Genomic DNA, 23597 nt, shown 5'->3' on the forward strand with positions numbered 1-23597 from the left:
CCTGCGTTTCGCGATTCGCGAAGGTGGCCGCACCGTGGGCGCCGGCGTGGTGTCGAAGATTATCGAGTAAGCCCCACCGGGGCCGGCGATTCGAAAGAATCGCAAACGTGTTCGCCGAAAGGCGGGCTGAAGAATTTGATCTTTAACAGACTGAAGGCGTACGGCAATGGCCGAACAGAAAATCCGTATTCGTTTGAAGGGTTTCGATCATCGTTTGATTGATCGATCGACCCAGGAAATCGTGGATACCGCCAAGCGCACGGGTGCGCAGGTTCGCGGTCCTATTCCGCTGCCCACGCGCAAGGAGCGCTATACCTTGCTGATTTCACCACATGTCAACAAGGACGCGCGTGATCAGTACGAAATCCGCACCCACAAGCGGTTGCTGGATATCGTCGATCCCAACGACAAGACGGTCGATGCCCTGATGAAGCTGGATCTGGCTGCGGGCGTTGACGTGCAGATCAAGCTGTATTGAGGCGAGTAAGAGCAATGGCTATCGGATTGGTAGGACGCAAACGCGGCATGACACGGATCTTCACCGAGGAGGGCAACTCCGTTCCGGTGACGGTCATCGAGGTCAGCCCGAACCGGATCACGCAGATCCGTGAACAGGATAAGGACGGATATGCCGCCATTCAGGTGACATGCGGCAACAAGCGTACGTCTTTGGTCTCCCGCCCGCTGGCCGGGCACTTCGCGAAGGCGGGTGTCGAGGCCGGTGAAGGCCTGTGGGAATTCCGCCTCAACGGCGACGACAGCGACGGTCTCGAGATCGGCGCCGAGTTGACCGTCGAGCGCTTTGAACCGGGCCAGAAAGTCGACGTGACCGGAACCACCAAGGGCAAGGGTTTTGCCGGGGTGATCAAGCGTCACAATTTTCGTATGCAGGATGCCACCCACGGCAACTCGCTGGCGCACCGTGCACCGGGCTCGATTGGCCAGTGCCAGACGCCGGGCCGAGTGTTCAAGGGCAAGAAGATGGCCGGTCACATGGGTGACGAGCGCCAGACCACGCTGAACCTGCGGGTCGTCCGCGTGGACGCAGAACGCAACCTGCTGTTGATTCGCGGTGCCGTTCCGGGCGCGACCGGCGGTCACGTCATGATTCGTCCGTCGACCAAGGCCTGAAGGAGAGAGTGATGGAACTCGCAATGACAGGCGGCAGCAAGATCAAGGTATCCGACGAGGTCTTCGGCCGTGATTTTTCGCAAAGCCTGGTGCACCAGGTGGTTACCGCCTATCTGGCCGGTGGCCGTTCAGGCACCAAGGCCCAGAAGAACCGTTCGGCGGTTTCGGGTGGCGGCCGCAAGCCGTGGCGCCAGAAGGGTACCGGCAATGCGCGCGCCGGCACGATCCGAAGCCCGTTGTGGCGGAGCGGTGGTGTGACCTTCGCTGCGCAGCCGCGCGACTTTACGCAGAAGGTCAACCGCAAGCAGTACCGGGCAGCGATCAAGTCGATCCTGTCGGAACTGGTGCGCCAGGAGCGATTGGTGGTTGTCGAGAAATTCGAGTTCGCCGAGCCGAGGACGCGTCTGGTACGCGAGAAGCTCGCGGAGCTGGGTGTCGTCTCCGGCGTGCTGATTGACGTCGAACTTGATGACAATCTCTACCTCGGCAGTCGCAATATTCCGGGTATTCAGGCGTTGACCGTCGAAGGTCTCAATCCGGTCAGCCTGGTAGGCGCGGACAAGGTGGTCGTGAGCAAGGCGGCCGTCAACAAGATCGAGGAGTGGCTGGCATGAAGACCGAACGCATGTACCAGATTGTCCGCAGGCCGCACGTTTCGGAAAAGACGGCGCTACTGCAGGCGGACAGCAATCAGTACGTTTTTGAGGTGCGCCGTGACGCCAGCAAGGGTGATATCAAGCGCGCCGTGGAAGGTCTGTTCGAAGTCGACGTGGAGCAGGTGCAGGTCCTCAACGTGAAGGGCAAGCAAAAGAGCTTCCGCTTCGTGCCGGGTCGCCAGAAGGGCTGGAAGAAAGCCTATGTGCGAGTCAAGAGCGGCCAGACCATCGAAGAAGTGCAGGCAGACTGAATAACCGCGAGCCGGGAATAGAATCATGGCAATCGTCAAATCAAAACCAACATCTCCGGGCCGTCGAGGTCGCGTAGAGATTCGGCACCCCCATCTCTGGAAGGGCGAGCCGCATGCGCCGTTGCTCGAGCCACAGGGCAAGACCGGCGGTCGCAACAATGCAGGCCGAATCACGACGCGGCATCGCGGCGGTGGTCACAAGCACCACTATCGGCGCATTGACTTCCGTCGCGACAAGGACGGCATTCGGGGTGCGGTCGAGCGGATCGAATACGATCCCAATCGCAGCGCACACATCGCCCTGGTCAAGTACCTGGACGGCGAGTGGCGCTACATCCTGGCGCCGCGTCACGTACGCGCCGGCGACGAGATCCTCAGTGGATCGGAAGCCCCGATCAAGCCGGGCAACGCAATGCAGCTGCGCTCGATTCCGGTCGGTACCCAGTTGCATGCCGTCGAGCTCAAGCCCGGCAAGGGTGCCCAGCTCGCACGCAGTGCCGGTGCTTCGGTTCAGCTGGTGGCGCGTGAAGGTCAGTATGCGACCGTGCTGCTTCGCTCCGGCGAAATGCGCAAGGTGCATTCGAATTGCCGAGCGACCATCGGCCAGGTGGCCAACGTCGAGCACAATCTGGAAAAGATGGGCAAGGCGGGCGCCAAGCGCTGGCGTGGGGTGCGGCCGACCGTTCGCGGTGTGGCCATGAACCCCGTCGATCACCCGCATGGTGGCGGTGAAGGCCGGACTTCGGGTGGCCGTCATCCGGTCACGCCGTGGGGCAAGTCGACCAAGGGCAAGCGCACCCGCAAGAACAAGCGCACTAATCAGTACATTACGCGTTCACGCAAGCGCAAGTAACAGGAATTCGTTATGCCACGTTCGATCAAGAAAGGGCCGTTTATCGATCATCACCTTCAGGTGAAGGTGGAAGCGGCCGTCGAAGCCAACAACCGGCGCCCGATCAAGACCTGGTCGCGTCGCTCGATGATCATGCCGGAAATGGTCGGTCTGACCATTGCCGTGCACAACGGTCGGCAGCACATGCCGATTCTGATCAACGAGAACATGGTTGGTCACAAGCTCGGCGAATTCGCGCCGACGAGAACATTCAAGGGTCACAGCGGTGACCGCAGGTCCAAGTAACCAAGGGTTCGAGACGGTGATGGAATCTACAGCAAAGCTCCGGGGCGCGCGCATATCGCCGCAGAAAGCCCGGCTGGTCGCGGACCAGATTCGCGGTTTGCCGGTCGAGCGGGCGGACGAGATGCTGACGTTCAGCAACAAGAAGGCCGCGCAGATCGTGCGCAAGGTCCTGATGTCCGCTATTGCCAATGCCGAGCACAACAGCGGTGCCGACATCGACGAGTTGAAGGTCAGCACGATCTTCGTCGACGAGGGTCCGACCTTCAAGCGTGGCATGCCGCGGGCAAAGGGTCGCTTCACGCGCATTCTCAAGCGCACCAGTCACATCACCATTGTCGTGGCAGAGGACTAATCATGGGTCACAAGGTACATCCAACCGGTTTTCGTCTCGGGATCGCCAAGGACTGGGGCGCCAAGTGGTATGCGGAGTCGCGCGATTTCGCGGACCAGCTCAACACTGACCTCAAGGCTCGGGCGTTCCTGCAGAAGGCGCTTTCGCATGCTGCGGTCAGTCGCATCGAGATCGAGCGTCCGGCCAAATCGGCCGAGATCACCGTGCATACGGCGCGTCCGGGCATCGTCATCGGCAAGAAGGGCGAGGACATCGAGAAACTGCGTCGTGAAGTGGGCAAGATCATGGGTGTGCCGACCCATATTCGCGTCAACGAGATTCGCAAGCCGGAACTCGATGCGCGACTGGTGGCCGAAAGCATTGCCCAGCAGCTCGAGCGTCGCGTAATGTTCCGCCGCGCAATGAAGCGTTCGGTGGGGAACGCCATGCGACTCGGCGCCCAGGGCATCAAGGTACAGGTGGGTGGTCGCCTCAACGGTGCCGACATCGCTCGCAGCGAGTGGTATCGCGAAGGTCGCGTGCCGCTTCACACGCTGCGCGCCGATATCGACTACGGCACGGCCGAGGCCGCAACGACGTACGGCGTCATTGGTATCAAGGTCTGGGTGTACAAGGGCGAGGTTTTCGACCTGTACGCCGAGAAGAGTTCGGAAAATGCACCGGCCAAAAGCGGTGCACGCAAGGAGAACTGAATCATGCTGCAGCCGAAACGCACCAAGTTCAGAAAGCAGCAGAAAGGACGCAATCGCGGCCTGGCTCACGTGGGCAATCGCGTCAGCTTTGGCGAGTACGGCCTTCAGGCGACCACGCGCGGTTTCATCACCGCACGCCAGATCGAGTCGGCCCGTCGTGCCATTACGCGCCACGTCAAGCGTGGCGGGAAGCTCTGGATTCGCGTGTTCCCCGACAAGCCGGTGAGCAAGAAGCCGGTTGAAGTCCGCATGGGCAAGGGTAAGGGTAACGTCGAGTTCTGGGTGGCCCCGATCCAGCCCGGGCGAGTGATTTACGAGATTCAGGGCGTCAGCGAAGACGTGGCGCGCGAAGCGTTCCGCCGCGCCTCGGCCAAGCTGAGCGTCCGCACCACCTTTGTAGCGAGGACGCTGTAATGAAAGCGAGTGAACTGCGTGACAAGAATTCCAGCGAGCTCAACAGCATGCTCCTGGATCTGCGCAAGGAGCAGTTCTCCCTGCGTATGCAGCACGGTACCGGCCAGTTGGGCACACCCCATGATATGCGCCGTGTCCGCAAGGAGATTGCACGGGTCAAGACCGTGCTCAACCAGAAGCAGGATGAGAAGCAGGCATGAGTAGCGAAGAACGCAAGCAACGCAGTGTCGTCGGACGCGTCGTGAGTAGCAGGATGGACAAGACCGTGACGGTTCGTCTCGAGCGGTTGGTCAAGCATCCGCTGTACGGCAAGTACGTTCGCCGTTCGAGCAAGGTGCATGCTCATGATGCCGACAACGACTGCAATGAAGGCGATACCGTGCGTATCGAGCAGACCCGGCCGATCTCCAAGACCAAGGCCTGGCAAGTAATTGAAGTGGTCGAACGGGCCCAGTAAGCGGAGCGAATGAGATGATTCAGATGCAGTCCAGATTGTCGGCAGCCGACAACAGCGGAGCACGCGAGGTCCAGTGCATCAAGGTGCTCGGTGGCTCCAAGCGCCGCTACGCCAATATTGGTGATGTCATCAAGGTGACCGTCAAGGACGCAATTCCGCGCGGCAAGGTGAAGAAAGGCGAGGTCTATAACGCCGTGGTGGTGCGTTCCGCAAAGGGTGTGCGTCGCCGTGACGGTTCGCTCATCCGTTTCGATGGTAACGCGGCGGTCCTGCTCAACAGCAAACTCGAGCCGATCGGTACCCGCATTTTCGGTCCGGTCACGCGCGAGCTGCGTACGAGTCAGTTTATGAAGATCGTGTCGCTCGCACCGGAAGTGTTGTAAGGAGTTCAAGATGGAACGTATACGCAAGGGCGACGAAGTGATCGTGACGACCGGCCGCAGCAAGGGCCAGCGCGGTCATGTGCTCAAGGTGCTCAAGGACCAGCGGTTTCTGGTCGAGAACGTCAACATGGTCAAGCGCCACCAGAAGCCCGATCCGCAGAGTCAGAAGCCTGGCGGCATTATCGAGCGCGAAGCGCCTATTGACGCTTCGAACGTGATGCTGTTCAACCCGGCCACCGGCAAGGGTGACCGCGTGGGCTTCAAGTTTCTGGAGGACGGCCGCAAGGTTCGTTTCTATCGTTCGACCGGCGAAGTGGTCGATATCTGAGGTCGGTGCAGTCCGTCGGCAGCAAGCTGAAAATCGAAAATTTTCTGGAAAAGACAATGGCAAGGCTAAGAGAATTCTACAAGGACGAAGTCGTCGGAAAGCTGACCGAGAAGTTCGGTTATTCCAACGTGATGGAAGTCCCGCGTATCGAGAAGGTCACGGTCAATATGGGCGTTGGCGAGGCGGTCGGTGACAAGAAGGTCATCGAGAATGCCATTTCCGACATGGCCAAGATTGTTGGACAGCAGCCGGTGATTACCAAGGCCCGCAAGTCGGTTGCCAGCTTCAAGATCCGCGACGGCTATCCGATTGGCTGCATGGTTACGTTGCGACGGGAACGGATGTACGAGTTCCTCGATCGATTGGTTAACGTTGCCTTGCCGCGCGTGCGCGACTTTCGCGGTGTTCCGCGCAAGGCTTTCGACGGCCGCGGCAATTACAACCTGGGTGTGAAGGAACAGATCATCTTTCCCGAGATCAACTACGACCAGGTCGACACGCTGCGCGGTATGGATATCGCCATCACGACCTCGGCGTCTACGGATGAAGAAGGCCTGGCCCTGCTGGAAGCGTTCGGCTTCCCGTTTCGGGCCAAGTAAGGAGTAAAGAAGGTATGGCTAAAGTTTCCATGGTAGAACGCGACGTGCGCCGGGCCAAGCTGGCCGCGAAGTACGCCAAGAAGCGCACCGAGCTCAAGCGCATCATCGCCGATCCCGAAGTGGATTTCGAGGAAAAGCAGGATGCGATGCACAAGCTCAACAAGCTGCCGCGCGACTCCTCGCCTGTGCGAGGACGCAACCGCTGTCGACAGACGGGCCGGCCGCGTGGTTACTACCGCAAGTTCGGACTGGGTCGCAACAAGCTGCGTGAGGCGGCGATGCGTGGTGATATTCCGGGTCTGCGCAAGGCTAGCTGGTAAGGAGAGATAAGAGCAATGAGCATGAGTGATCCCATTGCCGACATGCTGGCACGCATCAAGAACGCGCAGGCGGTCAACAAGCGCAGCGTGAGCATGCCGGCCTCGAAGGCCAAGATTGCCATTTCCGGCGTCCTCAAGGACGAGGGCTACATCCGCGACTTCCACGTCGAGGAGGACGGCCCCAAGCGGGAATTGACGATCGAGTTGAAGTATGTCGAGGGCCGCGGTGTCATCGATCGTCTCGATCGTTACAGCCTGCCGAGCCGGCGCCGGTATTTCAGCAAGGATGAACTGCCGAGCGTTTTGAACGGCCTCGGTGTTGCAATCGTGAGCACCTCGCACGGCGTCATGTCGGACCGTCAGGCCCGATCGGAAGGCCACGGCGGTGAAGTGCTCTGCATGGTCGCCTGATTGAGTTTTCGGAGAGACTAGAAATGTCGAGAATTGCCAAGGCCCCGATCGAACTGCCCAAGGGCGTCGAATTCAACCATGCTGGCGGTGTGGTCAAGGTCAAGGGCACCAAGGGTGAGCTGGAAATGGAAATGCACCCCACGGTGAACTTGAGCGTCGAAGACGGCGTGGTGTCTGTCGCTCCGGGAAAGTCCGGGACGATGGCCATGGCCGGAACGATGCGCGCACTGATCGCCAACATGGTGCAAGGCGTCACTGACGGATTCGAGAAGAAACTCGAGCTCCGCGGTGTCGGTTATCGCGCGCAGGTTCAGGGCAAGAAACTGAATCTGCAGTTGGGTTTCAGCCATCCGGTCGATTTCGAGATTCCCGATGGGGTCACGATCGAGACGCCCAGCCAGACCGAAGTCGTTATCAAGGGCAGCAGCAAGCAGCTCGTTGGTCAGGTGGCGGCCGAGATTCGCGGCCACCGTCCGCCGGAGCCCTACAAGGGCAAGGGTGTGCGCTACGCCGGCGAGCGCGTCGTGATGAAGGAAGCCAAGAAGGCCTGAGGAAACGATCATGAAGGACAAGAATCAATCAAGACTGCGTCGTGCGCGCAAGAACCGCGCTCGCATCACGCGTTCGAGCCAGGCGCGCCTGAGCGTGCACCGCTCGGGTCAGCACATTTATGCACAGATCATCGCATCGGGCGGTCAGCACACCATCGCTTCGGCGTCGACACTGCAAAAGGATGTGGCCGAAGGCCTGAAAAGCACCTGCAGTGTGGAAGCGGCCCAGGCCGTGGGCAAGAAGGTCGCCGAGCGCGGCCTCGAAGCCGGCGTCGAAGGCGTGGCGTTCGATCGCTCCGGTTTCAGATACCACGGACGGGTCAAGGCGCTGGCGGATGCCGCGCGTGAAGCCGGTCTGAAGTTTTAACGCTAACGGAATTCATCATGGCTAGAGAAAACAGCACCGACGATCTCATCGAGAAACTGGTCGCGATCAACCGTGTGGTCAAAGTGGTCAAGGGTGGCCGCCAGTTCAGCTTTACGGCGCTCGCGGTGGTCGGCGACGGTGACGGCAAGGTCGGCTTCGGCTACGGCAAGGCACGTGAAGTGCCGCTCGCCATCCAGAAGGCGATGGAACGTGCCCGTCGCGACATGGTGCGGATCTCCCTCAACGAAGGGACGCTCTGGCATCCGGTCAAGGCGCGTCACAGCGGATCGCGTATCTACATGCAGCCGGCGTCGGAAGGTACCGGTGTCATTGCCGGCGGCCCGATGCGTGCCGTGTTCGAGGCGGTCGGGGTGCACGATGTTCTGGCCAAGAGCCTGGGTTCAAACAACCCCATCAACCTGGTGCGCGCCACGATGAAGGGCCTGCAGGCCATGGCGTCGCCCGAAAAGGTCGCCATCAAGCGCGGCAAGTCGATCGAGGAGGTCCTGGAATACCATGGCTAAGAAGAATGCCGGAAAGCTGCGCGTGAAGCTTGTCCGCTCGATCAACAACACGATCGGCAAGCATCGCGAAACCGTGCGCGGCCTTGGGCTGCGCCGCATGCACCAGACCGTCGAACTGGAAGACACGCCGGCCATTCGCGGCATGATCCGCAAGGTCGACTACCTGGTGCAGGTCGAAGAAGCCTGATTTCAACTTTTTGGACGGTGACATGAAACTCAATTCGATTCAGCCCGTAGAAGGCAGCCGCAGCGAACGCAAGCGCGTCGGACGCGGTATCGGTTCCGGTCTGGGAAAGACCGGGGGCCGGGGTCACAAGGGTCAGAAGGCGCGTTCGGGCGGCTATCACAAGGTCGGTTTCGAAGGCGGCCAGATGCCGCTCCAGCGGCGTGTGCCCAAGGTCGGATTCCGCTCCGCGGTCAACCGCCACACAGCCGAGTTGCGTCTGTACCAGATCAACGTAATCGATGCTGATGTCATCGATCTCGACTCGCTCAAGTCAGCCGGTCTGATCGCTGATGTTACCCGCAAGGTTCGATTGGTCAATACCGGCGCCATCGAGCGGGCGGTGACCGTCCGCGGTATTCACGTGACCGCCGGTGCGGCCAAGGCCATCGAAGCCGCAGGCGGCAAGGTCGAATAATGGCACGCAACCCATCGGAAATGGCCGGCATGCTCGGCGGAATCGGTCGGCTCAAGGAGCTGCGCCAGCGCCTGTTCGTGGTGTTGGTCGCTCTGCTGATCTTCCGTTTCGGTACGTTCATTCCGGTGCCGGGCATCAACCCGATCGCCCTGGTGGAGCTGATGGACCAGTCGAGCGGCACCATCGTGGACGTGTTCAACATGTTCTCCGGTGGTGCGCTGGGCCGTTTCTCGATCTTCGCGCTCGGCGTGATGCCCTATATTTCGGCGGCCATTATCATCCAGTTGATGAGCCATGCCATCCCGCAACTTCAGCAGTTGCGCAAGGAAGGCGAGTCGGGTCGCCGCAAGATTACCCAGTACACGCGTTACTTCACGGTCGTGCTGGCGTCCTTCCAATCCTTCGGTGTAGCGATGGCGCTGCAGAGCCAGAGTGCCGGTTCCAATCTGCCCGTTGTGATATCGCCTGGACCCGGCTTCGTAATGGCGGCGGTCATCACGCTGACGGCAGGGACGGTTTTCCTGATGTGGCTGGGTGAGCAAATCACCGAGCGTGGTATTGGCAACGGCATCTCGATTCTGATTTTCGCCGGTATCGTCGCTGAACTGCCGCGAGCCATCGGTTCGACCCTGGAACTGGTGCGGACGGGTCAGCTCGGCATACTGACGGCAACCTTCCTGCTGGTACTCGCGCTGGCGGTGACCGCTTTCGTGGTCTTCGTCGAGCGGGGGCAGCGGCGCATTACGGTCAACTACGCACAGCGCCAGGGCCGGCAGGCCTATCGCAGCCAATCAACCCATCTGCCGTTGAAGGTCAACATGGCCGGCGTGATTCCGGCGATTTTCGCGTCCAGCCTGGTGCTGTTCCCGGCGACGATCTCGACCTGGTTCGGCGAGGCGGGGCAGTCCGGAATCCTTCAGACGATCTCGCAACAGCTGAGTCCGGGGCAACCGATTTATATCGCCATCTTCGGCGGCATGGTGATGTTCTTTTGCTTCTTCTACACGGCCATTGTCTTCAATTCGAAGGAAACGGCCGACAACCTGAAGAAGTCCGGGGCATTCATTCCGGGCATTCGTCCGGGACGCCAGACCGCGGAATACATCGATTACGTGTTGACCCGGCTGACGCTGGTCGGGGCGTTCTACCTGGCGGCGGTCTGTCTGCTGCCGGAGTTCCTGATCATGCAGTGGAACGTACCGTTCTATTTCGGCGGTACATCCCTCTTGATCATTGTGATCGTCACCATGGATTTCATGGCCCAGTTGCAGGCGCATCTAATGTCGCATCAGTACGACAGCCTGCTCAAGAAATCCAACCTGAAGGGTTATGGCCGAAGCGGCGTGGTTCGCCGCTGACAAGGGGCCGAGTCGCGGCCGGAATGATTGGAGAGCAGTAATGAAGGTTCAGGCATCAGTCAAGAAGATCTGCCGCCACTGCAAGGTAGTGCGCCGCAAGGGCGTGGTCTACGTCATTTGCAGTGATCCCAAGCATAAGCAGCGGCAGGGATGAAACAGCACCGTCCGACGGGCTTGGCAAAGGCCGGAAAACCCGGTAGAATTGCTGGTTTGCGTCGAGCGGGCGTATTGGTTTACGGAGCAAGCAAATGGCACGTATAGCAGGCGTCAATCTGCCCGTCCAGAAGCACACCTGGGTGGCATTGACTCACATTTACGGCATCGGTCGAACCCGGGCCTACGAGATTTGCGCGGCCACCGGTGTGGCCCCCGACACGAAAGTGCGCGACCTGACCGAAGCGGAGCAGGAAAAGCTTCGCCAGACGATCGGTCAGATGAGCGTCGAGGGCGATCTGCGCCGTGAGGTGTCGATGAACATCAAGCGCCTGATGGACCTGGGCTGCTATCGCGGTCTGCGTCATCGTCGTGGCTTGCCGGTTCGCGGCCAGCGCACGCGTACCAACGCCCGTACCCGCAAGGGTCCGCGTCGCCCGATTCGTTGAGGTAGGAACAGATGGCCAATCAGCAGAGCGCAAAAAGCAGAAAGAAGGTCAAGAAGACCGTGGTCGACGGCATTGCTCACGTGCATGCCTCGTTCAACAACACCATCATCACGATCACCGACCGTCAGGGCAACACGGTCTCCTGGGCCACCTCCGGTGGTTCCGGTTTCCGCGGATCGCGCAAGTCGACCCCGTTCGCGGCCCAGGTGGCGGCGGACAGCGCCGGCCGGACGGCCCAGGAATTCGGCATGAAGAACCTCGAAGTCCGCGTCAACGGCCCCGGGCCGGGTCGCGAGTCTTCGGTTCGCTCGCTCAATGCGGCCGGATTCAAGATCACCAACATCACGGACGTCACGCCGATTCCGCACAACGGCTGCCGTCCACCCAAGAAACGTCGCGTGTAAGTCACCGGCAGGCAGACTGAAGAGATATGGCTAGATATATTGGACCAACCTGCAAGCTCGCACGCCGCGAGGGCGTTGACCTCAACCTCAAGAGCCCCGCGCGCGGACTCGAGTCGAAGTGCAAACTGAACCAGCCGCCGGGCCAGCATGGCGACAGCCGTCGTCAGCGCCTGTCGGACTATGCGTTGCAGTTGCGCGAAAAGCAGAAGGTGCGCCGGATGTACGGCGTGCTCGAGAAGCAGTTCCGTAACTATTACAAAGAAGCGGCACGACGTAAGGGTGCGACCGGCGAGAACCTGTTGCAGCTTCTCGAGGGCCGCCTGGACAACGTCGTCTACCGGCTCGGTTTCGCGGTGACCCGGGCGCAGGCGCGTCAGATGGTCAGCCACAAGTCGGTCGAGATCAACGGCAAGGTGGTCAATATTCCCTCCTACCAGGTGCAGCCGGAAGACCGCGTCTCGATCCGGGAAAAGGCCAGGAAGCAGCTGCGCATCCAGGAAGCCATCAATGTGGCGCGCGAACTGGATCTGGTTCCGACATGGATCGACGTGGACTTCGACAAGATGGAAGGTGTTTTCAAGGGCGCTCCGGATCGCGATGATCTGCCGCCGGATATCAACGAAAACCTCATCGTCGAGCTGTACTCGAAGTAAGCCGCAGGCCTTCAAGCGCCTGCGCTGCAAACGAAAACCGATTTTGGAGAGGCAAACATGTCAGGCCAGATAAGCGAACTTATCGGCACGATGCTCAAGCCCAAGGGCCTGGTTGTCGACGAGATCTCGTCGCGACGAGCCCGCATTACGCTCGAGCCGCTGGAACGCGGCTTCGGGCACACACTGGGCAATGCCCTGCGGCGCATACTGCTGTCGTCGATTCCCGGTAGTGCGATCACCGAAGCCGAGATCGACGGCGTGCTTCATGAGTACACGTCTGTCGAAGGCTTGCAGGAAGATATCGTCGAGGTCATGCTCAACCTCAAGGATGTCGCCATTCGCATGCACAGTCGCGATGAGGCCACCCTGACCCTGAGCAAGGACAAGGCCGGACCGGTCACCGCGGGCGACATCCAGCTCGATCACGACATTGACGTGCTCAACCCCGAACACGTGATCTGCAACCTGACGAAGGCCAGCAAGCTGCGCATGCAGCTCAAGGTGACCCGGGGCGTCGGCTACCAGCCGGCTGCGGCTCTGAAGTTCAACGAGGAGGAGACGCGCACGATCGGTCGTCTGCAGCTCGACGCTTCCTACTGCCCGGTCCATCGCGTGGCCTACAGCGTCGAGAGCGCTCGCGTTGGCCAGCGCACCGACCTGGACAAGCTGGTTCTGGACATCGAGACCAACGGCACGATGAGCTGCGAGGACGCCGTGAAGCTGGCTGCCGGCATTCTGGTCGACCAGATGTCGGTGTTTGTCGACTTCGTCGCCCGGGAAAAGGACGAGACGGAAACGACGACCGAGAGTTTCGATCCCATCCTGCTACGCCCGATCGACGATCTGGAGTTGACGGTACGTTCGGCCAACTGCCTGAAGGCCGAGCACATCCAGTATGTCGGTGACCTGGTGCAGCGGACGGAGACCGAGCTGCTCAAGACACCCAACCTGGGCAAGAAGTCCCTGACCGAGATCAAGACGGTGCTGGCGACCCACGATCTGTCGCTGGGTACCCGCCTGGAGAACTGGCCGCCGCCGTCGCTGGCGCGCACCGAGCACTGAGGAGAAAACGATGCGTCACCGTAAAGCAGGTCGCAAGCTCAACCGGAATTCGCCACATCGCCGAGCGATGTTCCGTAACATGACTGCCAGCCTGATCGAGCACGAGCTCATCAAGACCACGCTGCCCAAGGCCAAGGAGCTGAGGCGCGTGGCCGAACCGCTGATTACGCTGGCCAAGGAAGACAACGTTTCCGCCCGTCGCCTGGCATTCAATCGCCTGCGTGATCGCGACGCCGTGGGCAAGCTCTTTTCGGAGCTCGGTCCGCGGTACCGCGAACGCCCCGGCGGCTATCTCCGCATTCTCAAGTGCGGTTTCCGGCCCGGCGACAATGCGCCGATGGCGTATGTGGAATTGGTCGACCGCCCGGACGCGCCGAGCGCGGAGACAGCTGAATAGCATCCGGATCGAGACCGGAGGTTCAGGAAGCCCGGCCCTCGTTGCCGGGCTTTTTTTGTTCAGAGACTTCTTCGCATGAATCCGAGATCACGGTTGGACGTGGGCTACAATGTGCGACTGCGGGTCGTTGTTTCCCGCCTCACCGTTGAATGACCCGGATTCTCGGATGCGCCGAACGATCATTCTTTCCGCCGCCCTCGCGATCATCGTGCTCGGCCTGTGGGGTACGGCCGCCATCTATTTTGACGAAGCCCGAATGAAAGGGATTGTTTCCGATCGGCTCAGCGAGCAGGTCGGCCGGCGAGTCGAGATCGTCGGAGCGCTTCGGTTCAGCCTGTTTCCCCGGCCCGAAGTCAATGCCGAGGACGTGATCATTGCCGGGCCGGGGGGCCATGACGGTCCCGCAACCATGCGAGCACAACGCGTCAGCATGAACCTGCGATTCCTTCCCCTGTTGCAGGGAGAACTGGCTCCGGCGCAGATGCAGCTCAGCGGCGCAGTCATCAATGTTGCAAGCGTCGACCCGGACGGTGCATCTTCCGACCCCCTGAGTGCCATCCGTTCCAGTGCCAGGTTGCTGTCGGGGCGCGCCTTGCACTTGCGGGACGTGACCCTCGTGTTGCCGGGCGGGAGCGACGGTGCTCCCCGAACCGTCACAATCGATTTTATCGAGTTTGACCGTTTCAGCCTGGACCGGACGGTGGCCTTTCAGTTCAGCGGCGACCTGGGTGACCCGCCCATTCTTGATGACGTCAGCGTCGAGGGGAAACTGCATATCCCGGCTTCGCCGGACTACCCGGTTCGTCTTCGCGACATGCTGCTCGAGGGACGCCTGGTCGCACTCGACGAGAAGGTCGCATTGGTCGGGGACCTGACCGCTTCGCCGGACGATCCATTCCGCGTCGCGCTGGCCGGCGGGCGCCTGCGCCTCGGGGAAGAAACTTTCGACCTGTCACTCAATTATCACGGCGGCTCATCGCCGTCTTCCGACCTGCTCCTTTCCGGGGGTAAACTTGATTGGCTGGCGGTCAGGAGGGTAGTTGCCCAGAGTATCGGAACGGATCTGGAAGCGGGTCTGGCGGCACTCTCGGCACACGTGGATCTGCGCTCCCAGCTGCAATTCGATCGATTGAAGATCGGCCCGGCTGAACTCTCCAACGCCCGTATCGATCTTCGTTCCCGGTCAGCCGGCATGGGAGTGAACCTGGCTGCCGTCTTTCCCGGCGGCCTGGTCGATGCAAGCGGTGTTCTGACGGGACAGGTCCCGGAATCACTGGCTCTCGACGTAAGCCTGGCTGACCTCGATCAGTTGCTCGAGTGGTGGAAGCTGCCGGCGGTCGTCGACGGCAGCGGCGAGTCCATGCTCACCCTGAACTGGCCGATTGAGGGCCGTAACGGCTATCGCCTCGAAGGTCGATACGAACTCTGGGACGGTTACTGGCGCGTCGCACGTGAAAACGGCGAGCCCGCCGTCCATGAATTCGATCAATTCAACGGAGAGCTCCGGATAACGCCCAGATTCGTGGAGATTCCCGGCTTTGAGCTCATCGGCGGCGAACTGTCCGGTAGCGGATGGGCGGCCATCGAGCTGCCAGACGGCACACTCGGCGGTGAACTCATGGGCACGGGGGCAGAAGCGTCGTACCTGGCGCTCTCGGGTAGCCTGGCCCGGCCGCAGCTCGCCTCACTGACGCCCGAGATGTCCGGACAGCACGGTGAAGCAGCGGGACTGGATGAAGAGACCGGTCAGTGACATCCGATCAGGATCGTATCGCAGGCCTGGCAGCCGCGCTGGGCGCTTTCTGCATCTGGGGTCTGGCGCCGCTGTATTTCAAATTGCTGGGACATGTCGGCGCCGACGAGATCATCGCTCATCGCGTGATCTGGTCTATGGTCTTCCTCGGCATCGTCCTCGTCGCCCGCGAGCGGCGAGGGCTGATTGCGCGCATTCGCGTCGATCGCCGGGTGCTCGCAGCGTTGATGATCAGTGCGATACTCATTGCCGTCAATTGGCTGGTCTTCGTTTACGCAATCAATACCAATCGAGTACTGTCGACGAGCTTGGGCTATTTCATCAATCCACTGGTCAACGTTTTACTCGGCATGCTGATCTTTCGCGAGCGGCTTGGAAGGCTGCAGACCATCGCTGTGGTGCTGGCTTTCATCGGCACCGCCTGGATGACGGTGCGCGTCGGCCGGTTCCCATGGATCGCCTTGATGCTGGCGTTCAGCTTTGCCCTGTATGGTGTCGTGCGCAAGAAGACCGACGTCGGCCCGCTGATCGGTCTGTTCTGGGAAACCCTGCTGATGACGCCCCTGGCGCTGTTGTGGCTGTTCTGGCTGGATCGTCGCGGTATTCTGGCCTTCGATTTCGGTTCCGCGGGTGAAGCGGCCTTGCTTGCCGGCACTGGGCTGGTGACGCTGGTACCGCTCGTCCTTTTCGCGACCGGCGTACGCCGTCTCAATCTGAGCACGATCGGACTCATGCAGTATCTTGCGCCGAGCATGACCTTCGTGCTGGCCGTGTTCCTTTTCGATGAGCCCTTCACACTCGATCATGCCGTGACTTTCGCCTGTGTCTGGACCGCCTTGATCCTGTTTACCATCGCCGGTTGGCGACACTACCGGCGAGCCCGTATTCCCACCCGGGAGGTTGCATGAACGAAACCGACGCTACCCAGCGGCCAACCAGCCGGCGGTTGGGTTCACTGCGTGCTCTCAGGCCCTTCATCCGGCGCTACCGTCTCCAGATCGCATTCGCGTTGCTGTTTCTGGCGGTTTCCGCGGCCGGCGCGCTGGCCATTCCGGCAGCGGTGGGCCAGGTCATCGACCGCGGCTTCATGGCCGAGAACATCGGCAATATCAATCGCTGGTTCTGGCTATTGTTCGCCGCCGCCACGATGATGGCGATCGGGGGCGGTCTGCGGTTCTATTGGGTGAGCTGGCTGGGGCAGCGTGTTGTCGCCGACATTCGAACATCCGTCTATGAGCGGGTGCTGGCGATGAGTCCGGAGTTTTTCGGCACCACCCGCACGGGTGAGGTGCTATCGCGACTGAACACCGACACGACCCTGGTCGAGACCCTGGTTGGTTCGACCGTGTCTTTCGGTATTCGCAATCTGCTGATGCTGGTCGCGAGCTCGGTGGCGCTGGTGTTCACCGCTCCGTCGCTGGCCGGTGTGATCGGCATGTTGATCGTGCTGATCATCGTACCGGTCGTGTTGCTCGGTCGCTGGGTGCGTCGACTTTCGCGCAATGCCCAGGACCGCGTGGCCGATTTCAGCGCGCACGGCGACGAGACCATCAATGCCGTCCAGACTGTCCAGACTTTCGCCCAGGAAATGCGCGAGCGAGAGCGCTTTTCCGCCGCCGTCGAGTCGGCCTTCGTTGCCGCGCGCGACCGGATTCGTGCCAGCACCCTTCTGATCGTGCTGATCATCCTGATGACCTTCGGAGCCATCACCTTCGTGCTCTGGCTTGGCGCACGCTCGGTGCTGACCGGGGACATGACCCCGGGGCAACTCGGCCAGTTCGTGCTCTATGCCGCCATTGCTGCGGGCTCGACCGCCAGCCTCAGCGAAATCTGGAGCCAGTTGCAGCGGGCCGCGGGTGCCATGGAGCGGCTGGCCGAACTGCTCGAAGCCAGGCCGTCGATCGTCAGCCCGGCATCGCCCCGGAGCCTGCCGGAAGGGCCGCTGTCGGTAGAATTCGACGCGGTTGACTTCGCGTATCCTTCACGTCCCGACGAGGCCGTGCTTCGTGGCCTGAGCTTCAAGGTAGAAGCGGGTGAGACGGTCGCTATTGTCGGGCCGTCCGGCGCGGGCAAGTCGACCCTGTTTCAGCTGCTGTTGCGCTTCTACGACCCCGCGGCTGGCTGCATTCGCCTGGGCGGCGTCGACGTGCGCGAGCTGGATCTGGCCGAGCTTCGCCGCCGACTGGGTGTCGTGCCGCAGGATGTGACGATGTTCTCCGGTAGCGCAGCCGATAACATCGCCTACGGCAGCCCCGGTGCGCAACCGGACGTCATTGCCCGGGCCGCGCGATCAGCCCACGCCGACGAGTTTCTGGAACGCTGGCCAGACCGCTACGAGACCTTTCTGGGCGAGCGTGGTATGCGGTTGTCCGGTGGCCAGCGGCAGCGCATTGCGATCGCCCGCGCACTGATCAAGCAACCGCCGCTTTTGTTGCTTGACGAAGCCACGGCCAGCCTGGACGCGGAGAGCGAGCGCCTGGTCCAGGACGCACTCAACGACATCAGCACCGACCGGACGGTGCTCGTGATCGCGCACCGGCTGGCAACGGTCAGGCGTGCTGACCGAATCGTGGTGCTCGACCAGGGGCGGGCAGTGGCCCAGGGCAGTCACCAGCGCCTGGTGGCCGAAAGCCCCCTTTATGCCCGCCTGGCGCGCTTGCAATTCCTTGCCGATGAGGCGGTTGAGGATCGTTCGGACGATTAAAGCGACCAGTAGCGGAATTTCTGCCCGCCGACGGAGGCTTCGGCCATCAGACCACCACGGGCATGATTGAATACCGCCACGCCCCGCTCGTAGCTGGTGGTTGCCGAGCGCCCTTCGGTGGCGGCCACAGCGGTGGCCTGGGCGGAAAATTCGAAACTTTCCCGCTGGAAGCGGCGCAGGGCGGCCTCGTCGCGGAAAAAGATCACCTGGCTGTAGGACTGGGCGCCGATTTGCGGACCGATAGTGGCCTGTGAGGCCGAGGCGCGGCCGACCGGCCGTCCCTCCTCGAAAACGATGCCGCGGCCGAAGCCACCGCCGACCCAGAAGCCCCCCTTGCCGATATTGGGAAACACGGCGTAACCGTAGGCTTGGTCAACCCAGCGCTGCAAGCCGGGATCCTTGTCGATGAAGGTGGCCAGGGCCGAACGTGATTCGCTGATGAGCGCATCGTCCGAAGGTGCCGAGGCGCAGCCGCTCAATACCGCGACAAGCAGGATCAATCCCGGTAGAAATGCGTAATTTCGGACATTGGCTGACATGGGGGACTCCATTGTCTGATTTTTCGAAAGACCGGTGAACACCGGCGTTTCAGGGTTTCGACGCTTTCGTAGTATAGTTGGTTCCCGGCCGGGAATCGCCTGCGAAATCACGTCGCATTCCTGTCCGGAAGGGAGGGTGGTCCATGAAGCTCACTGGCAGCTATGCGCTTAAGGTCGCCTTGATCTATGCGGCAGCGGGTGCGTTGTGGATTTTCCTCTCCGATTCGGCCGTCGAACAGCTGGCCGGAGACACTGCCCTGCTCACGACTTTTCAGACCTACAAGGGCTGGCTGTTCGTACTGGCCAGTGCGATTCTGGTGTTCTGGTTGAGTTGGCGCGCGCTGGGTGATCAGGCCGGCCTGATTCGTGAACTGCGTCAGACGGCCGTAATTTTCGAACGCACCCACGAAGGTGTGGTGCTGACCGATCAGCGCAAGCGGATTGTTGCGGCCAATCCGGCCTTCGAGCGCATGGCCGGCATCTCCCAGGATCGCCTGATCGGCCGTGATCTGGCCACCCTTCATTCATCCCGACACGACGAACGCTTCTTCTCGGAGCTGGAACACTCCATGGCCCAACGGGGCTACTGGAACGGCGAAATCTGGAACCGAAGTGCGGATGGCTCCGAGCGGCCGTTCCTGGCCACCGTGACCGACATCGGCGCCGATCGAGGCGGCAACGAGCAGTATGCCTGGATCTTCACCGATATCAGCGACCTGAAGCAGGCCCAGAAGCGGCTTGAACAACTGGCCTACTACGACCCGCTCACCGGCTTGCCCAATCGATTGCTGCTGCAGGACCAGTTGCGCCGGCTTCTCGCTGGTGCCAGGACGGGCGAGGAGCGCATTGCTGTCCTGTACATCGACCTTGACCATTTCAGAAACGTCAACGACAGCTTCGGTCACCCGATCGGTGATGATTTGCTGGTCATGGTGGCGCGCCGGCTACGCGGTGGACTGCCCCCCGGTGCCGGGCTCTCACATCTGGGCGGCGACGAGTTCGTCATCGATCTGAGCGGGACGGATGCGCATGATGCCGCGACGGCCTGTGCCCGGAAGACGCTGGAAGCCATCGCCGAGCCCTTCATGCTCGCCAACCGCAGTGAAGTTTACGTCAGTGCCAGCATCGGCATCTGTGTCTCGCCCGACGATGCACGGACGGTGACCGAGCTGCTTCAATTCGCCAATGCCGCCATGTATCAGGCCAAGCGCCGCGGCAGGAATACCTGGCAACATTTCAATGAATCGATGGTGCAGTCGGCCAGCAAGCGGCTGCAGCTCGACGCGCGCCTGCGCCACGCCCTCGACGCCCGGGAATTCGAGCTGCATTACCAGCCCATTGTCGCTGCCAGCCCTCAATACCATGTCTGTGGTGCCGAAGCGCTGGTCCGCTGGCGCGCTCCCGACGGGCGACTGGTCATGCCGGCCGAATTCATTCGTGCCACGGAAGAGAGCGGCCTGATCGTGCCGCTGGGCGACTGGGTGCTCGAGCGGGCCTGCGAACAGGCCGCCGAATGGTACCGGCAGGGTATCGAAGGGCTACCGATATCGGTCAACCTTTCGGCGAGACAGTTCCAGACCGGCCGCCTTGCCGAGACCGTCGAGCGGATGCTCGAGCGCACCGACCTGCCGCCCGGACTGCTGACCCTGGAGATCACCGAATCGATGCTGATGGAACAGGTGCAGGCCGGTCAGGACGTGCTGCGACGCTTGCGGGCCATGGGCGTGCATATTTCGCTCGACGATTTCGGTACGGGATACTCATCCCTGTCCTATGTCAAGGAGTTCGATCTCGATACCCTCAAGATCGATCGGTCTTTCATTCTCGATTTGGCTGCCAGAGATTCTGATCGTGACCTGGTTGCCGCCATCATCAGCATGGCGCGCTGCCTGCATCTGAAGGTCGTGGCGGAGGGTGTCGAGAAAATCGAACAGCTCGACATCCTCACGCAGATGGAATGCGACAGCTTTCAGGGCTACTTCTTCAGCCGTGCGATCTCGGCGGGTGAAGTGCCAGGCATTGTCGAGGCCTTGGGGAATCTCAGGCCGGATGCGCAATCATCTGGACAGTGACTGCGATGAAATGGCAGATACTGCCCGCCAGAACAAAAAGATGCCAGACGGCGTGTGCGTAGGGGAGGCGTTCGACGTGGTAGAAAAGTGTACCCGCGGTATAGAGAATGCCACCAAGAACCAGCCAGAGCATGGCCGTTGGCGCGACGACCTGACTCAACGGCACGAGTGCGACGACCACCAGCCAGCCCATTCCCAGATACGTGGCCGTCGACAGTTTCCGAAAACGGCCGGTGAAAAAGACCTTGAAGATCACGCCGATGACGGCCAGACCCCAGATGACGCCGAACAGGGACCAGCCCCAGCTTCCTTTGAGCGTGGCGATGGTAAATGGCGTGTATGTGCCGGCAATCAGCAGGAAGATGGCGCAGTGGTCGAGTACCTTCAGACGCGCCTTCCATACCGGGTGACGAGCGGCGTGGTAGAGGGTCGATGCCGTATAAAGCAGCGTCAGCGAGGCAACGAATACCGAGACACTCACGATCTCGCGTGCCCCGGCATGAATGGCGGCCAGGGTGATCAGTACGGCGCCGGCGCCAACGCTGAGAATCGCACCCAGGCCGTGCGTCAGCGAATTGAGCAATTCTTCGCGATGTTCGGAGTTGTGGTTCATGCGGTTGACTATACTAATGCAGCCGGAAGTATTGCCACAATCAGCTTGCCTCTCGGCGCTCGTGGCAAGGCGTCGGCGTGCTGGGTGTAGCCCGGGCCTACATCAAGCGCCGACAACGCAGTCCAGGATCGCCGAGAGGCAAGCCCTGCGGGGGCTCCGGACGAATCCGCCTGTGGCGTTAAAGTGGCTCGACGTAGAATGACTATGCCTTCGCCACTTTGCCTTGCAGGCGAATCCGTCCGGAGCCCTGAATGAGGCAATACTTTCGGTTGCATTAGTAGGACCGGGCACGCCGGGCTGCAACCGACAAGCCCTGCGACACCCTCGCAGAATACGGTACGATCACAGGGTTGCACACATCCGGAATTCGCGCCATGACCGTCATCAACCGCTTTTTTGCGCTATCACTTCTCCTTGTCCTGTGCGCGTGCGCCGATCAATCGGAGCCGGATCGAGCCGGCGCCGGCGACGAATCGGCCCAGGCAACCGCCGGGCAGGGCACCAGTGACTCGTCCGAGCCAGCGGCTGCCGAGACGGACGTGGCCGCCTTCGATGCCTTTGCCGACCAGTTGATTGATGAGATGCTTCAGCGCTCGCCCGAGTGGGCGATTTACCAGGGGCGCTACGAGAATGCCGGTGAAGTTTCGATTCCGGACGCAGCGCACCGTCGCGACGAACTGGCATTCGTCGCCGACGCCCTGGAGCGGCTCGGTGAATTCGACCGTGAGGCACTGCCAGTCGACCAGCGCACCGACTACGATCTGCTGGAGAACCGGCTCGAGTCGGCCCGCTTCTATACCCGGACGCTGAGATCGTGGGAGTGGCAGCCATCCAACTACAACGTCGCCGGTCCCCTGAATATCTTGCTCAACACCGAGTTTGCCCCGCTGCCGGAGCGGTTGGCCCTGATTCGCGACCGCCTCGAGCATGTGCCGGCCTACTATGAGGCGGCGCGCGAGAGCCTGGGCACGCCCACGCTGGAACACACTGAACTGGCCATCAGCCAGAACCGCGGAAGCCTGAGCGTTCTGGACGATATCCGCGAAAAGGCTGACGAAGCGCAACTCGACGCCGATCTGTCCGACTCGCTGTCCGATGCACTGGCTGGCGCCGAAGCCGCCATCGAGGATTGGGTCGGCTGGCTCGAACAGCGCTTGGCAAAGCTCGAGGAATCCGGAAACGCACGTCCGTTCCGTCTGGGGGAAGCGCTCTACGAGGAGAAGTTTGCCTACGACATCCAGGCCGACTTCACCGCGGCGGAGTTGTACCGCCGCGCCCAGGCCGAAAAGGAGCGCCTGCTCGACGAGATGGACGGCTATACCAAGGAGCTCTGGCCGAAGTACTTCACCGGGGAGCCCATGCCCGAAGATCGCCTGGCGCGTATCGGGCAAATGATCGATCGTCTGTCGCAGGAACACGTGGCGGTGGAAGATTTCGTCGACGAAATCCGACAACAGATACCTGAGCTGGCCGAATTCGTGCGCGAAAACGACCTGCTCGACCAGGATCCGGACAAGCCGCTTATCGTGCGCGAGACGCCCGAGTACATGCGCGGCAGCGGTGCCATTGCCTCGGTCAGTGCACCGGGGCCGTTCAACCCCGACGCCGACACCTATTACAACGTCACGCCGCTGGAGACCTTTGGCGAGGAGCAGGCAGCCAGCTATCTGCGCGAGTACAACGACTGGATGCTGCAGATCCTCAACATCCACGAGGGTATTCCCGGGCATTATACCCAGCTGCTGCATGCCAACAAGTCGCCCAGCCTGGTCAAGAGCCTGTTCGGCAACGGTGCGATGGTCGAGGGCTGGGCCGTCTATGCCGAGCGGATGATGCTCGAGCAGGGCTGGGGCGATCAGGCGCCGGAATTGTGGCTGATGCACGGCAAGTGGCTGCTGCGCGTTACGCACAACGCGATTCTCGATTACGCCGTTCACGTACGCGGTATGGAGCGCGACGAGGCCGTGCGCATGATGCGGGAAGAGGCCTTCCAGGAAAAATCGGAAGCGACCCAGAAGTGGCGGCGGCTGACGCTCACGCAGGTCCAGCTGACCTCTTACTATGCCGGCTATTCAGCCATTTACGACCTGCGCGAGCGGCTCAAGGCCGAGCAGGGCGAGGACTTCGATCTGAAGGCCTTTCACAACGAATTTCTGAGCTACGGTTCGGCTCCGGTCAACACGATCGCCGAACTGATGAGTGAAAGCGAATAAATGCTAGGATAA

35 protein-coding genes and 1 pseudogene are annotated in these 23597 nt (G+C 61.2%); 34 read left to right on the forward strand and 2 right to left on the reverse strand.

Annotated features, from left to right (window positions below; translation table 11 throughout):
• The 32 genes and pseudogenes from DZK26_RS12500 to DZK26_RS12655 all read left to right on the forward strand — a co-directional run.
• Window positions 1-70, forward strand: a pseudogene (locus DZK26_RS12500) (elongation factor Tu); the annotation flags it as partial.
• A 96-nt stretch (window positions 71-166) separates the two neighbouring features.
• Complete coding sequence (gene rpsJ / locus DZK26_RS12505) at window positions 167-478, forward strand: 30S ribosomal protein S10 (RefSeq protein WP_116899354.1); 312 nt, start codon at window positions 167-169, stop codon at window positions 476-478.
• A gap of 14 nt (window positions 479-492) precedes the next feature.
• Window positions 493-1131 (forward strand): 50S ribosomal protein L3, encoded by a 639-nt coding sequence (gene rplC / locus DZK26_RS12510; RefSeq protein ID WP_116899353.1) that lies wholly within the window; start codon window positions 493-495, stop codon window positions 1129-1131.
• An 11-nt stretch (window positions 1132-1142) separates the two neighbouring features.
• Window positions 1143-1745: a 50S ribosomal protein L4 gene (gene rplD, locus DZK26_RS12515; protein WP_116899352.1), complete on the forward strand. Its 603-nt coding sequence runs from the start codon at window positions 1143-1145 to the stop codon at window positions 1743-1745.
• Complete coding sequence (gene rplW / locus DZK26_RS12520; RefSeq protein ID WP_116899351.1) at window positions 1742-2038, forward strand: 50S ribosomal protein L23; 297 nt, start codon at window positions 1742-1744, stop codon at window positions 2036-2038. The genes rplD and rplW overlap by 4 nt, the downstream gene beginning before the upstream one ends.
• 25 nt (window positions 2039-2063) lie before the next feature.
• On the forward strand, window positions 2064-2891 hold the full coding sequence (gene rplB / locus DZK26_RS12525) for a 50S ribosomal protein L2 (RefSeq protein WP_116899350.1): 828 nt from the start codon (window positions 2064-2066) through the stop codon (window positions 2889-2891).
• 12 nt (window positions 2892-2903) lie between these two features.
• On the forward strand, window positions 2904-3176 hold the full coding sequence (rpsS, locus tag DZK26_RS12530) for a 30S ribosomal protein S19 (RefSeq protein ID WP_116899349.1): 273 nt from the start codon (window positions 2904-2906) through the stop codon (window positions 3174-3176).
• Between the two features lie 19 nt (window positions 3177-3195).
• Complete coding sequence (gene rplV, locus DZK26_RS12535; protein WP_116899348.1) at window positions 3196-3528, forward strand: 50S ribosomal protein L22; 333 nt, start codon at window positions 3196-3198, stop codon at window positions 3526-3528.
• A gap of 2 nt (window positions 3529-3530) precedes the next feature.
• Window positions 3531-4220 (forward strand): 30S ribosomal protein S3, encoded by a 690-nt coding sequence (rpsC, locus tag DZK26_RS12540; protein ID WP_116899347.1) that lies wholly within the window; start codon window positions 3531-3533, stop codon window positions 4218-4220.
• Window positions 4221-4223: 3 nt separating this feature from the next.
• Window positions 4224-4634, forward strand: a complete 411-nt coding sequence (gene rplP, locus DZK26_RS12545; protein ID WP_116899346.1) for a 50S ribosomal protein L16 — start codon at window positions 4224-4226, stop codon at window positions 4632-4634.
• On the forward strand, window positions 4634-4834 hold the full coding sequence (rpmC, locus tag DZK26_RS12550) for a 50S ribosomal protein L29 (RefSeq protein ID WP_116899345.1): 201 nt from the start codon (window positions 4634-4636) through the stop codon (window positions 4832-4834). Before rplP ends, rpmC begins: the two co-directional genes overlap by 1 nt.
• Window positions 4831-5091, forward strand: coding sequence for a 30S ribosomal protein S17 (gene rpsQ, locus DZK26_RS12555; protein WP_116899344.1), 261 nt, complete (start codon window positions 4831-4833; stop codon window positions 5089-5091). Before rpmC ends, rpsQ begins: the two co-directional genes overlap by 4 nt.
• A 14-nt stretch (window positions 5092-5105) precedes the next feature.
• Window positions 5106-5474, forward strand: coding sequence for a 50S ribosomal protein L14 (rplN, locus tag DZK26_RS12560; protein ID WP_116899343.1), 369 nt, complete (start codon window positions 5106-5108; stop codon window positions 5472-5474).
• A 10-nt stretch (window positions 5475-5484) separates the two neighbouring features.
• Entirely contained in the window at window positions 5485-5802 is a 318-nt protein-coding gene (gene rplX / locus DZK26_RS12565) for a 50S ribosomal protein L24 (RefSeq protein ID WP_116899342.1), read from the forward strand.
• 56 nt (window positions 5803-5858) lie between these two features.
• Window positions 5859-6401 carry a 50S ribosomal protein L5 gene (rplE, locus tag DZK26_RS12570; protein WP_116899372.1) on the forward strand — a complete coding sequence of 181 codons (543 nt, stop codon included), beginning with the start codon at window positions 5859-5861 and terminating at the stop codon, window positions 6399-6401.
• Between the two features lie 14 nt (window positions 6402-6415).
• On the forward strand, window positions 6416-6721 hold the full coding sequence (gene rpsN / locus DZK26_RS12575) for a 30S ribosomal protein S14 (RefSeq protein ID WP_116899341.1): 306 nt from the start codon (window positions 6416-6418) through the stop codon (window positions 6719-6721).
• A gap of 15 nt (window positions 6722-6736) precedes the next feature.
• A complete protein-coding gene (rpsH, locus tag DZK26_RS12580; protein WP_116899340.1) occupies window positions 6737-7132 on the forward strand; it encodes a 30S ribosomal protein S8 in 396 nt (131 codons plus the stop codon).
• 23 nt (window positions 7133-7155) lie between these two features.
• Window positions 7156-7683: a 50S ribosomal protein L6 gene (gene rplF / locus DZK26_RS12585; protein WP_116899339.1), complete on the forward strand. Its 528-nt coding sequence runs from the start codon at window positions 7156-7158 to the stop codon at window positions 7681-7683.
• Window positions 7684-7693: 10 nt separating this feature from the next.
• Complete coding sequence (gene rplR, locus DZK26_RS12590) at window positions 7694-8050, forward strand: 50S ribosomal protein L18 (protein ID WP_116899338.1); 357 nt, start codon at window positions 7694-7696, stop codon at window positions 8048-8050.
• A gap of 17 nt (window positions 8051-8067) precedes the next feature.
• Window positions 8068-8574 (forward strand): 30S ribosomal protein S5, encoded by a 507-nt coding sequence (gene rpsE, locus DZK26_RS12595; RefSeq protein ID WP_116899337.1) that lies wholly within the window; start codon window positions 8068-8070, stop codon window positions 8572-8574.
• A complete protein-coding gene (gene rpmD / locus DZK26_RS12600) occupies window positions 8567-8761 on the forward strand; it encodes a 50S ribosomal protein L30 (protein WP_116899336.1) in 195 nt (64 codons plus the stop codon). Before rpsE ends, rpmD begins: the two co-directional genes overlap by 8 nt.
• A gap of 22 nt (window positions 8762-8783) precedes the next feature.
• Window positions 8784-9215, forward strand: coding sequence for a 50S ribosomal protein L15 (gene rplO, locus DZK26_RS12605; protein WP_116899335.1), 432 nt, complete (start codon window positions 8784-8786; stop codon window positions 9213-9215).
• A complete protein-coding gene (gene secY / locus DZK26_RS12610) occupies window positions 9215-10573 on the forward strand; it encodes a preprotein translocase subunit SecY (protein ID WP_116899334.1) in 1359 nt (452 codons plus the stop codon). The genes rplO and secY overlap by 1 nt, the downstream gene beginning before the upstream one ends.
• Window positions 10574-10613: 40 nt before the next feature.
• Complete coding sequence (gene rpmJ, locus DZK26_RS12615; protein WP_116650666.1) at window positions 10614-10727, forward strand: 50S ribosomal protein L36; 114 nt, start codon at window positions 10614-10616, stop codon at window positions 10725-10727.
• Between the two features lie 94 nt (window positions 10728-10821).
• Window positions 10822-11175 (forward strand): 30S ribosomal protein S13, encoded by a 354-nt coding sequence (gene rpsM / locus DZK26_RS12620; protein WP_116899333.1) that lies wholly within the window; start codon window positions 10822-10824, stop codon window positions 11173-11175.
• An 11-nt stretch (window positions 11176-11186) separates the two neighbouring features.
• Entirely contained in the window at window positions 11187-11579 is a 393-nt protein-coding gene (gene rpsK / locus DZK26_RS12625; RefSeq protein WP_116899332.1) for a 30S ribosomal protein S11, read from the forward strand.
• 26 nt (window positions 11580-11605) lie between these two features.
• The gene (rpsD, locus tag DZK26_RS12630) at window positions 11606-12232 is read left to right on the forward strand and encodes a 30S ribosomal protein S4 (protein ID WP_116899331.1); all 627 of its coding nucleotides are present in this window, start codon (window positions 11606-11608) and stop codon (window positions 12230-12232) included.
• Between the two features lie 57 nt (window positions 12233-12289).
• Window positions 12290-13294 (forward strand): DNA-directed RNA polymerase subunit alpha, encoded by a 1005-nt coding sequence (locus DZK26_RS12635; RefSeq protein WP_181918505.1) that lies wholly within the window; start codon window positions 12290-12292, stop codon window positions 13292-13294.
• A gap of 10 nt (window positions 13295-13304) precedes the next feature.
• Window positions 13305-13691 carry a 50S ribosomal protein L17 gene (rplQ, locus tag DZK26_RS12640; protein ID WP_116899330.1) on the forward strand — a complete coding sequence of 129 codons (387 nt, stop codon included), beginning with the start codon at window positions 13305-13307 and terminating at the stop codon, window positions 13689-13691.
• 166 nt (window positions 13692-13857) lie between these two features.
• Window positions 13858-15444, forward strand: coding sequence for an AsmA family protein (locus DZK26_RS12645; RefSeq protein WP_181918504.1), 1587 nt, complete (start codon window positions 13858-13860; stop codon window positions 15442-15444).
• Entirely contained in the window at window positions 15441-16352 is a 912-nt protein-coding gene (gene rarD, locus DZK26_RS12650; RefSeq protein ID WP_116899328.1) for an EamA family transporter RarD, read from the forward strand. The genes DZK26_RS12645 and rarD overlap by 4 nt, the downstream gene beginning before the upstream one ends.
• A complete protein-coding gene (locus DZK26_RS12655; protein WP_116899327.1) occupies window positions 16349-18148 on the forward strand; it encodes an ABC transporter transmembrane domain-containing protein in 1800 nt (599 codons plus the stop codon). Before rarD ends, DZK26_RS12655 begins: the two co-directional genes overlap by 4 nt.
• Here DZK26_RS12655 and DZK26_RS12660 read toward each other — a convergent pair.
• Window positions 18145-18687, reverse strand: a complete 543-nt coding sequence (locus DZK26_RS12660) for a YSC84-related protein (RefSeq protein ID WP_181918503.1) — start codon at window positions 18685-18687, stop codon at window positions 18145-18147. The genes DZK26_RS12655 and DZK26_RS12660 overlap by 4 nt on opposite strands.
• A 143-nt stretch (window positions 18688-18830) precedes the next feature.
• Between DZK26_RS12660 and DZK26_RS12665 the strand changes: the two genes are divergently transcribed.
• Window positions 18831-20759: a bifunctional diguanylate cyclase/phosphodiesterase gene (locus DZK26_RS12665; RefSeq protein ID WP_116899325.1), complete on the forward strand. Its 1929-nt coding sequence runs from the start codon at window positions 18831-18833 to the stop codon at window positions 20757-20759.
• Here DZK26_RS12665 and DZK26_RS12670 read toward each other — a convergent pair.
• Window positions 20728-21372: a hemolysin III family protein gene (locus tag DZK26_RS12670; protein ID WP_116899324.1), complete on the reverse strand. Its 645-nt coding sequence runs from the start codon at window positions 21370-21372 to the stop codon at window positions 20728-20730. The genes DZK26_RS12665 and DZK26_RS12670 overlap by 32 nt on opposite strands.
• A 374-nt stretch (window positions 21373-21746) precedes the next feature.
• On the opposite strand from DZK26_RS12670, the gene DZK26_RS12675 reads away from it, so the two are divergent.
• Window positions 21747-23585: a DUF885 domain-containing protein gene (locus tag DZK26_RS12675; protein WP_116899323.1), complete on the forward strand. Its 1839-nt coding sequence runs from the start codon at window positions 21747-21749 to the stop codon at window positions 23583-23585.
• Window positions 23586-23597: the final 12 nt, after the last annotated feature.

The organism is Wenzhouxiangella sp. 15190, from assembly GCF_003417465.1.
Lineage (GTDB): Bacteria > Pseudomonadota > Gammaproteobacteria > Xanthomonadales > Wenzhouxiangellaceae > Wenzhouxiangella.

Coding starts and splice junctions, on each gene's coding strand:
- rpsJ (WP_116899354.1), top strand. CDS start 167: ATGGCCGAACAGAAAATCCGTATTCGTTTGAAGGGTTTCGATCATCGT.
- rplC (WP_116899353.1), top strand. CDS start 493: ATGGCTATCGGATTGGTAGGACGCAAACGCGGCATGACACGGATCTTC.
- rplD (WP_116899352.1), top strand. CDS start 1,143: ATGGAACTCGCAATGACAGGCGGCAGCAAGATCAAGGTATCCGACGAG.
- rplW (WP_116899351.1), top strand. CDS start 1,742: ATGAAGACCGAACGCATGTACCAGATTGTCCGCAGGCCGCACGTTTCG.
- rplB (WP_116899350.1), top strand. CDS start 2,064: ATGGCAATCGTCAAATCAAAACCAACATCTCCGGGCCGTCGAGGTCGC.
- rpsS (WP_116899349.1), top strand. CDS start 2,904: ATGCCACGTTCGATCAAGAAAGGGCCGTTTATCGATCATCACCTTCAG.
- rplV (WP_116899348.1), top strand. CDS start 3,196: ATGGAATCTACAGCAAAGCTCCGGGGCGCGCGCATATCGCCGCAGAAA.
- rpsC (WP_116899347.1), top strand. CDS start 3,531: ATGGGTCACAAGGTACATCCAACCGGTTTTCGTCTCGGGATCGCCAAG.
- rplP (WP_116899346.1), top strand. CDS start 4,224: ATGCTGCAGCCGAAACGCACCAAGTTCAGAAAGCAGCAGAAAGGACGC.
- rpmC (WP_116899345.1), top strand. CDS start 4,634: ATGAAAGCGAGTGAACTGCGTGACAAGAATTCCAGCGAGCTCAACAGC.
- rpsQ (WP_116899344.1), top strand. CDS start 4,831: ATGAGTAGCGAAGAACGCAAGCAACGCAGTGTCGTCGGACGCGTCGTG.
- rplN (WP_116899343.1), top strand. CDS start 5,106: ATGATTCAGATGCAGTCCAGATTGTCGGCAGCCGACAACAGCGGAGCA.
- rplX (WP_116899342.1), top strand. CDS start 5,485: ATGGAACGTATACGCAAGGGCGACGAAGTGATCGTGACGACCGGCCGC.
- rplE (WP_116899372.1), top strand. CDS start 5,859: ATGGCAAGGCTAAGAGAATTCTACAAGGACGAAGTCGTCGGAAAGCTG.
- rpsN (WP_116899341.1), top strand. CDS start 6,416: ATGGCTAAAGTTTCCATGGTAGAACGCGACGTGCGCCGGGCCAAGCTG.
- rpsH (WP_116899340.1), top strand. CDS start 6,737: ATGAGCATGAGTGATCCCATTGCCGACATGCTGGCACGCATCAAGAAC.
- rplF (WP_116899339.1), top strand. CDS start 7,156: ATGTCGAGAATTGCCAAGGCCCCGATCGAACTGCCCAAGGGCGTCGAA.
- rplR (WP_116899338.1), top strand. CDS start 7,694: ATGAAGGACAAGAATCAATCAAGACTGCGTCGTGCGCGCAAGAACCGC.
- rpsE (WP_116899337.1), top strand. CDS start 8,068: ATGGCTAGAGAAAACAGCACCGACGATCTCATCGAGAAACTGGTCGCG.
- rpmD (WP_116899336.1), top strand. CDS start 8,567: ATGGCTAAGAAGAATGCCGGAAAGCTGCGCGTGAAGCTTGTCCGCTCG.
- rplO (WP_116899335.1), top strand. CDS start 8,784: ATGAAACTCAATTCGATTCAGCCCGTAGAAGGCAGCCGCAGCGAACGC.
- secY (WP_116899334.1), top strand. CDS start 9,215: ATGGCACGCAACCCATCGGAAATGGCCGGCATGCTCGGCGGAATCGGT.
- rpmJ (WP_116650666.1), top strand. CDS start 10,614: ATGAAGGTTCAGGCATCAGTCAAGAAGATCTGCCGCCACTGCAAGGTA.
- rpsM (WP_116899333.1), top strand. CDS start 10,822: ATGGCACGTATAGCAGGCGTCAATCTGCCCGTCCAGAAGCACACCTGG.
- rpsK (WP_116899332.1), top strand. CDS start 11,187: ATGGCCAATCAGCAGAGCGCAAAAAGCAGAAAGAAGGTCAAGAAGACC.
- rpsD (WP_116899331.1), top strand. CDS start 11,606: ATGGCTAGATATATTGGACCAACCTGCAAGCTCGCACGCCGCGAGGGC.
- DZK26_RS12635 (WP_181918505.1), top strand. CDS start 12,290: ATGTCAGGCCAGATAAGCGAACTTATCGGCACGATGCTCAAGCCCAAG.
- rplQ (WP_116899330.1), top strand. CDS start 13,305: ATGCGTCACCGTAAAGCAGGTCGCAAGCTCAACCGGAATTCGCCACAT.
- DZK26_RS12645 (WP_181918504.1), top strand. CDS start 13,858: ATGCGCCGAACGATCATTCTTTCCGCCGCCCTCGCGATCATCGTGCTC.
- DZK26_RS12655 (WP_116899327.1), top strand. CDS start 16,349: ATGAACGAAACCGACGCTACCCAGCGGCCAACCAGCCGGCGGTTGGGT.
- DZK26_RS12660 (WP_181918503.1), bottom strand. CDS start 18,687: ATGTCAGCCAATGTCCGAAATTACGCATTTCTACCGGGATTGATCCTG.
- DZK26_RS12665 (WP_116899325.1), top strand. CDS start 18,831: ATGAAGCTCACTGGCAGCTATGCGCTTAAGGTCGCCTTGATCTATGCG.
- DZK26_RS12670 (WP_116899324.1), bottom strand. CDS start 21,372: ATGAACCACAACTCCGAACATCGCGAAGAATTGCTCAATTCGCTGACG.
- DZK26_RS12675 (WP_116899323.1), top strand. CDS start 21,747: ATGACCGTCATCAACCGCTTTTTTGCGCTATCACTTCTCCTTGTCCTG.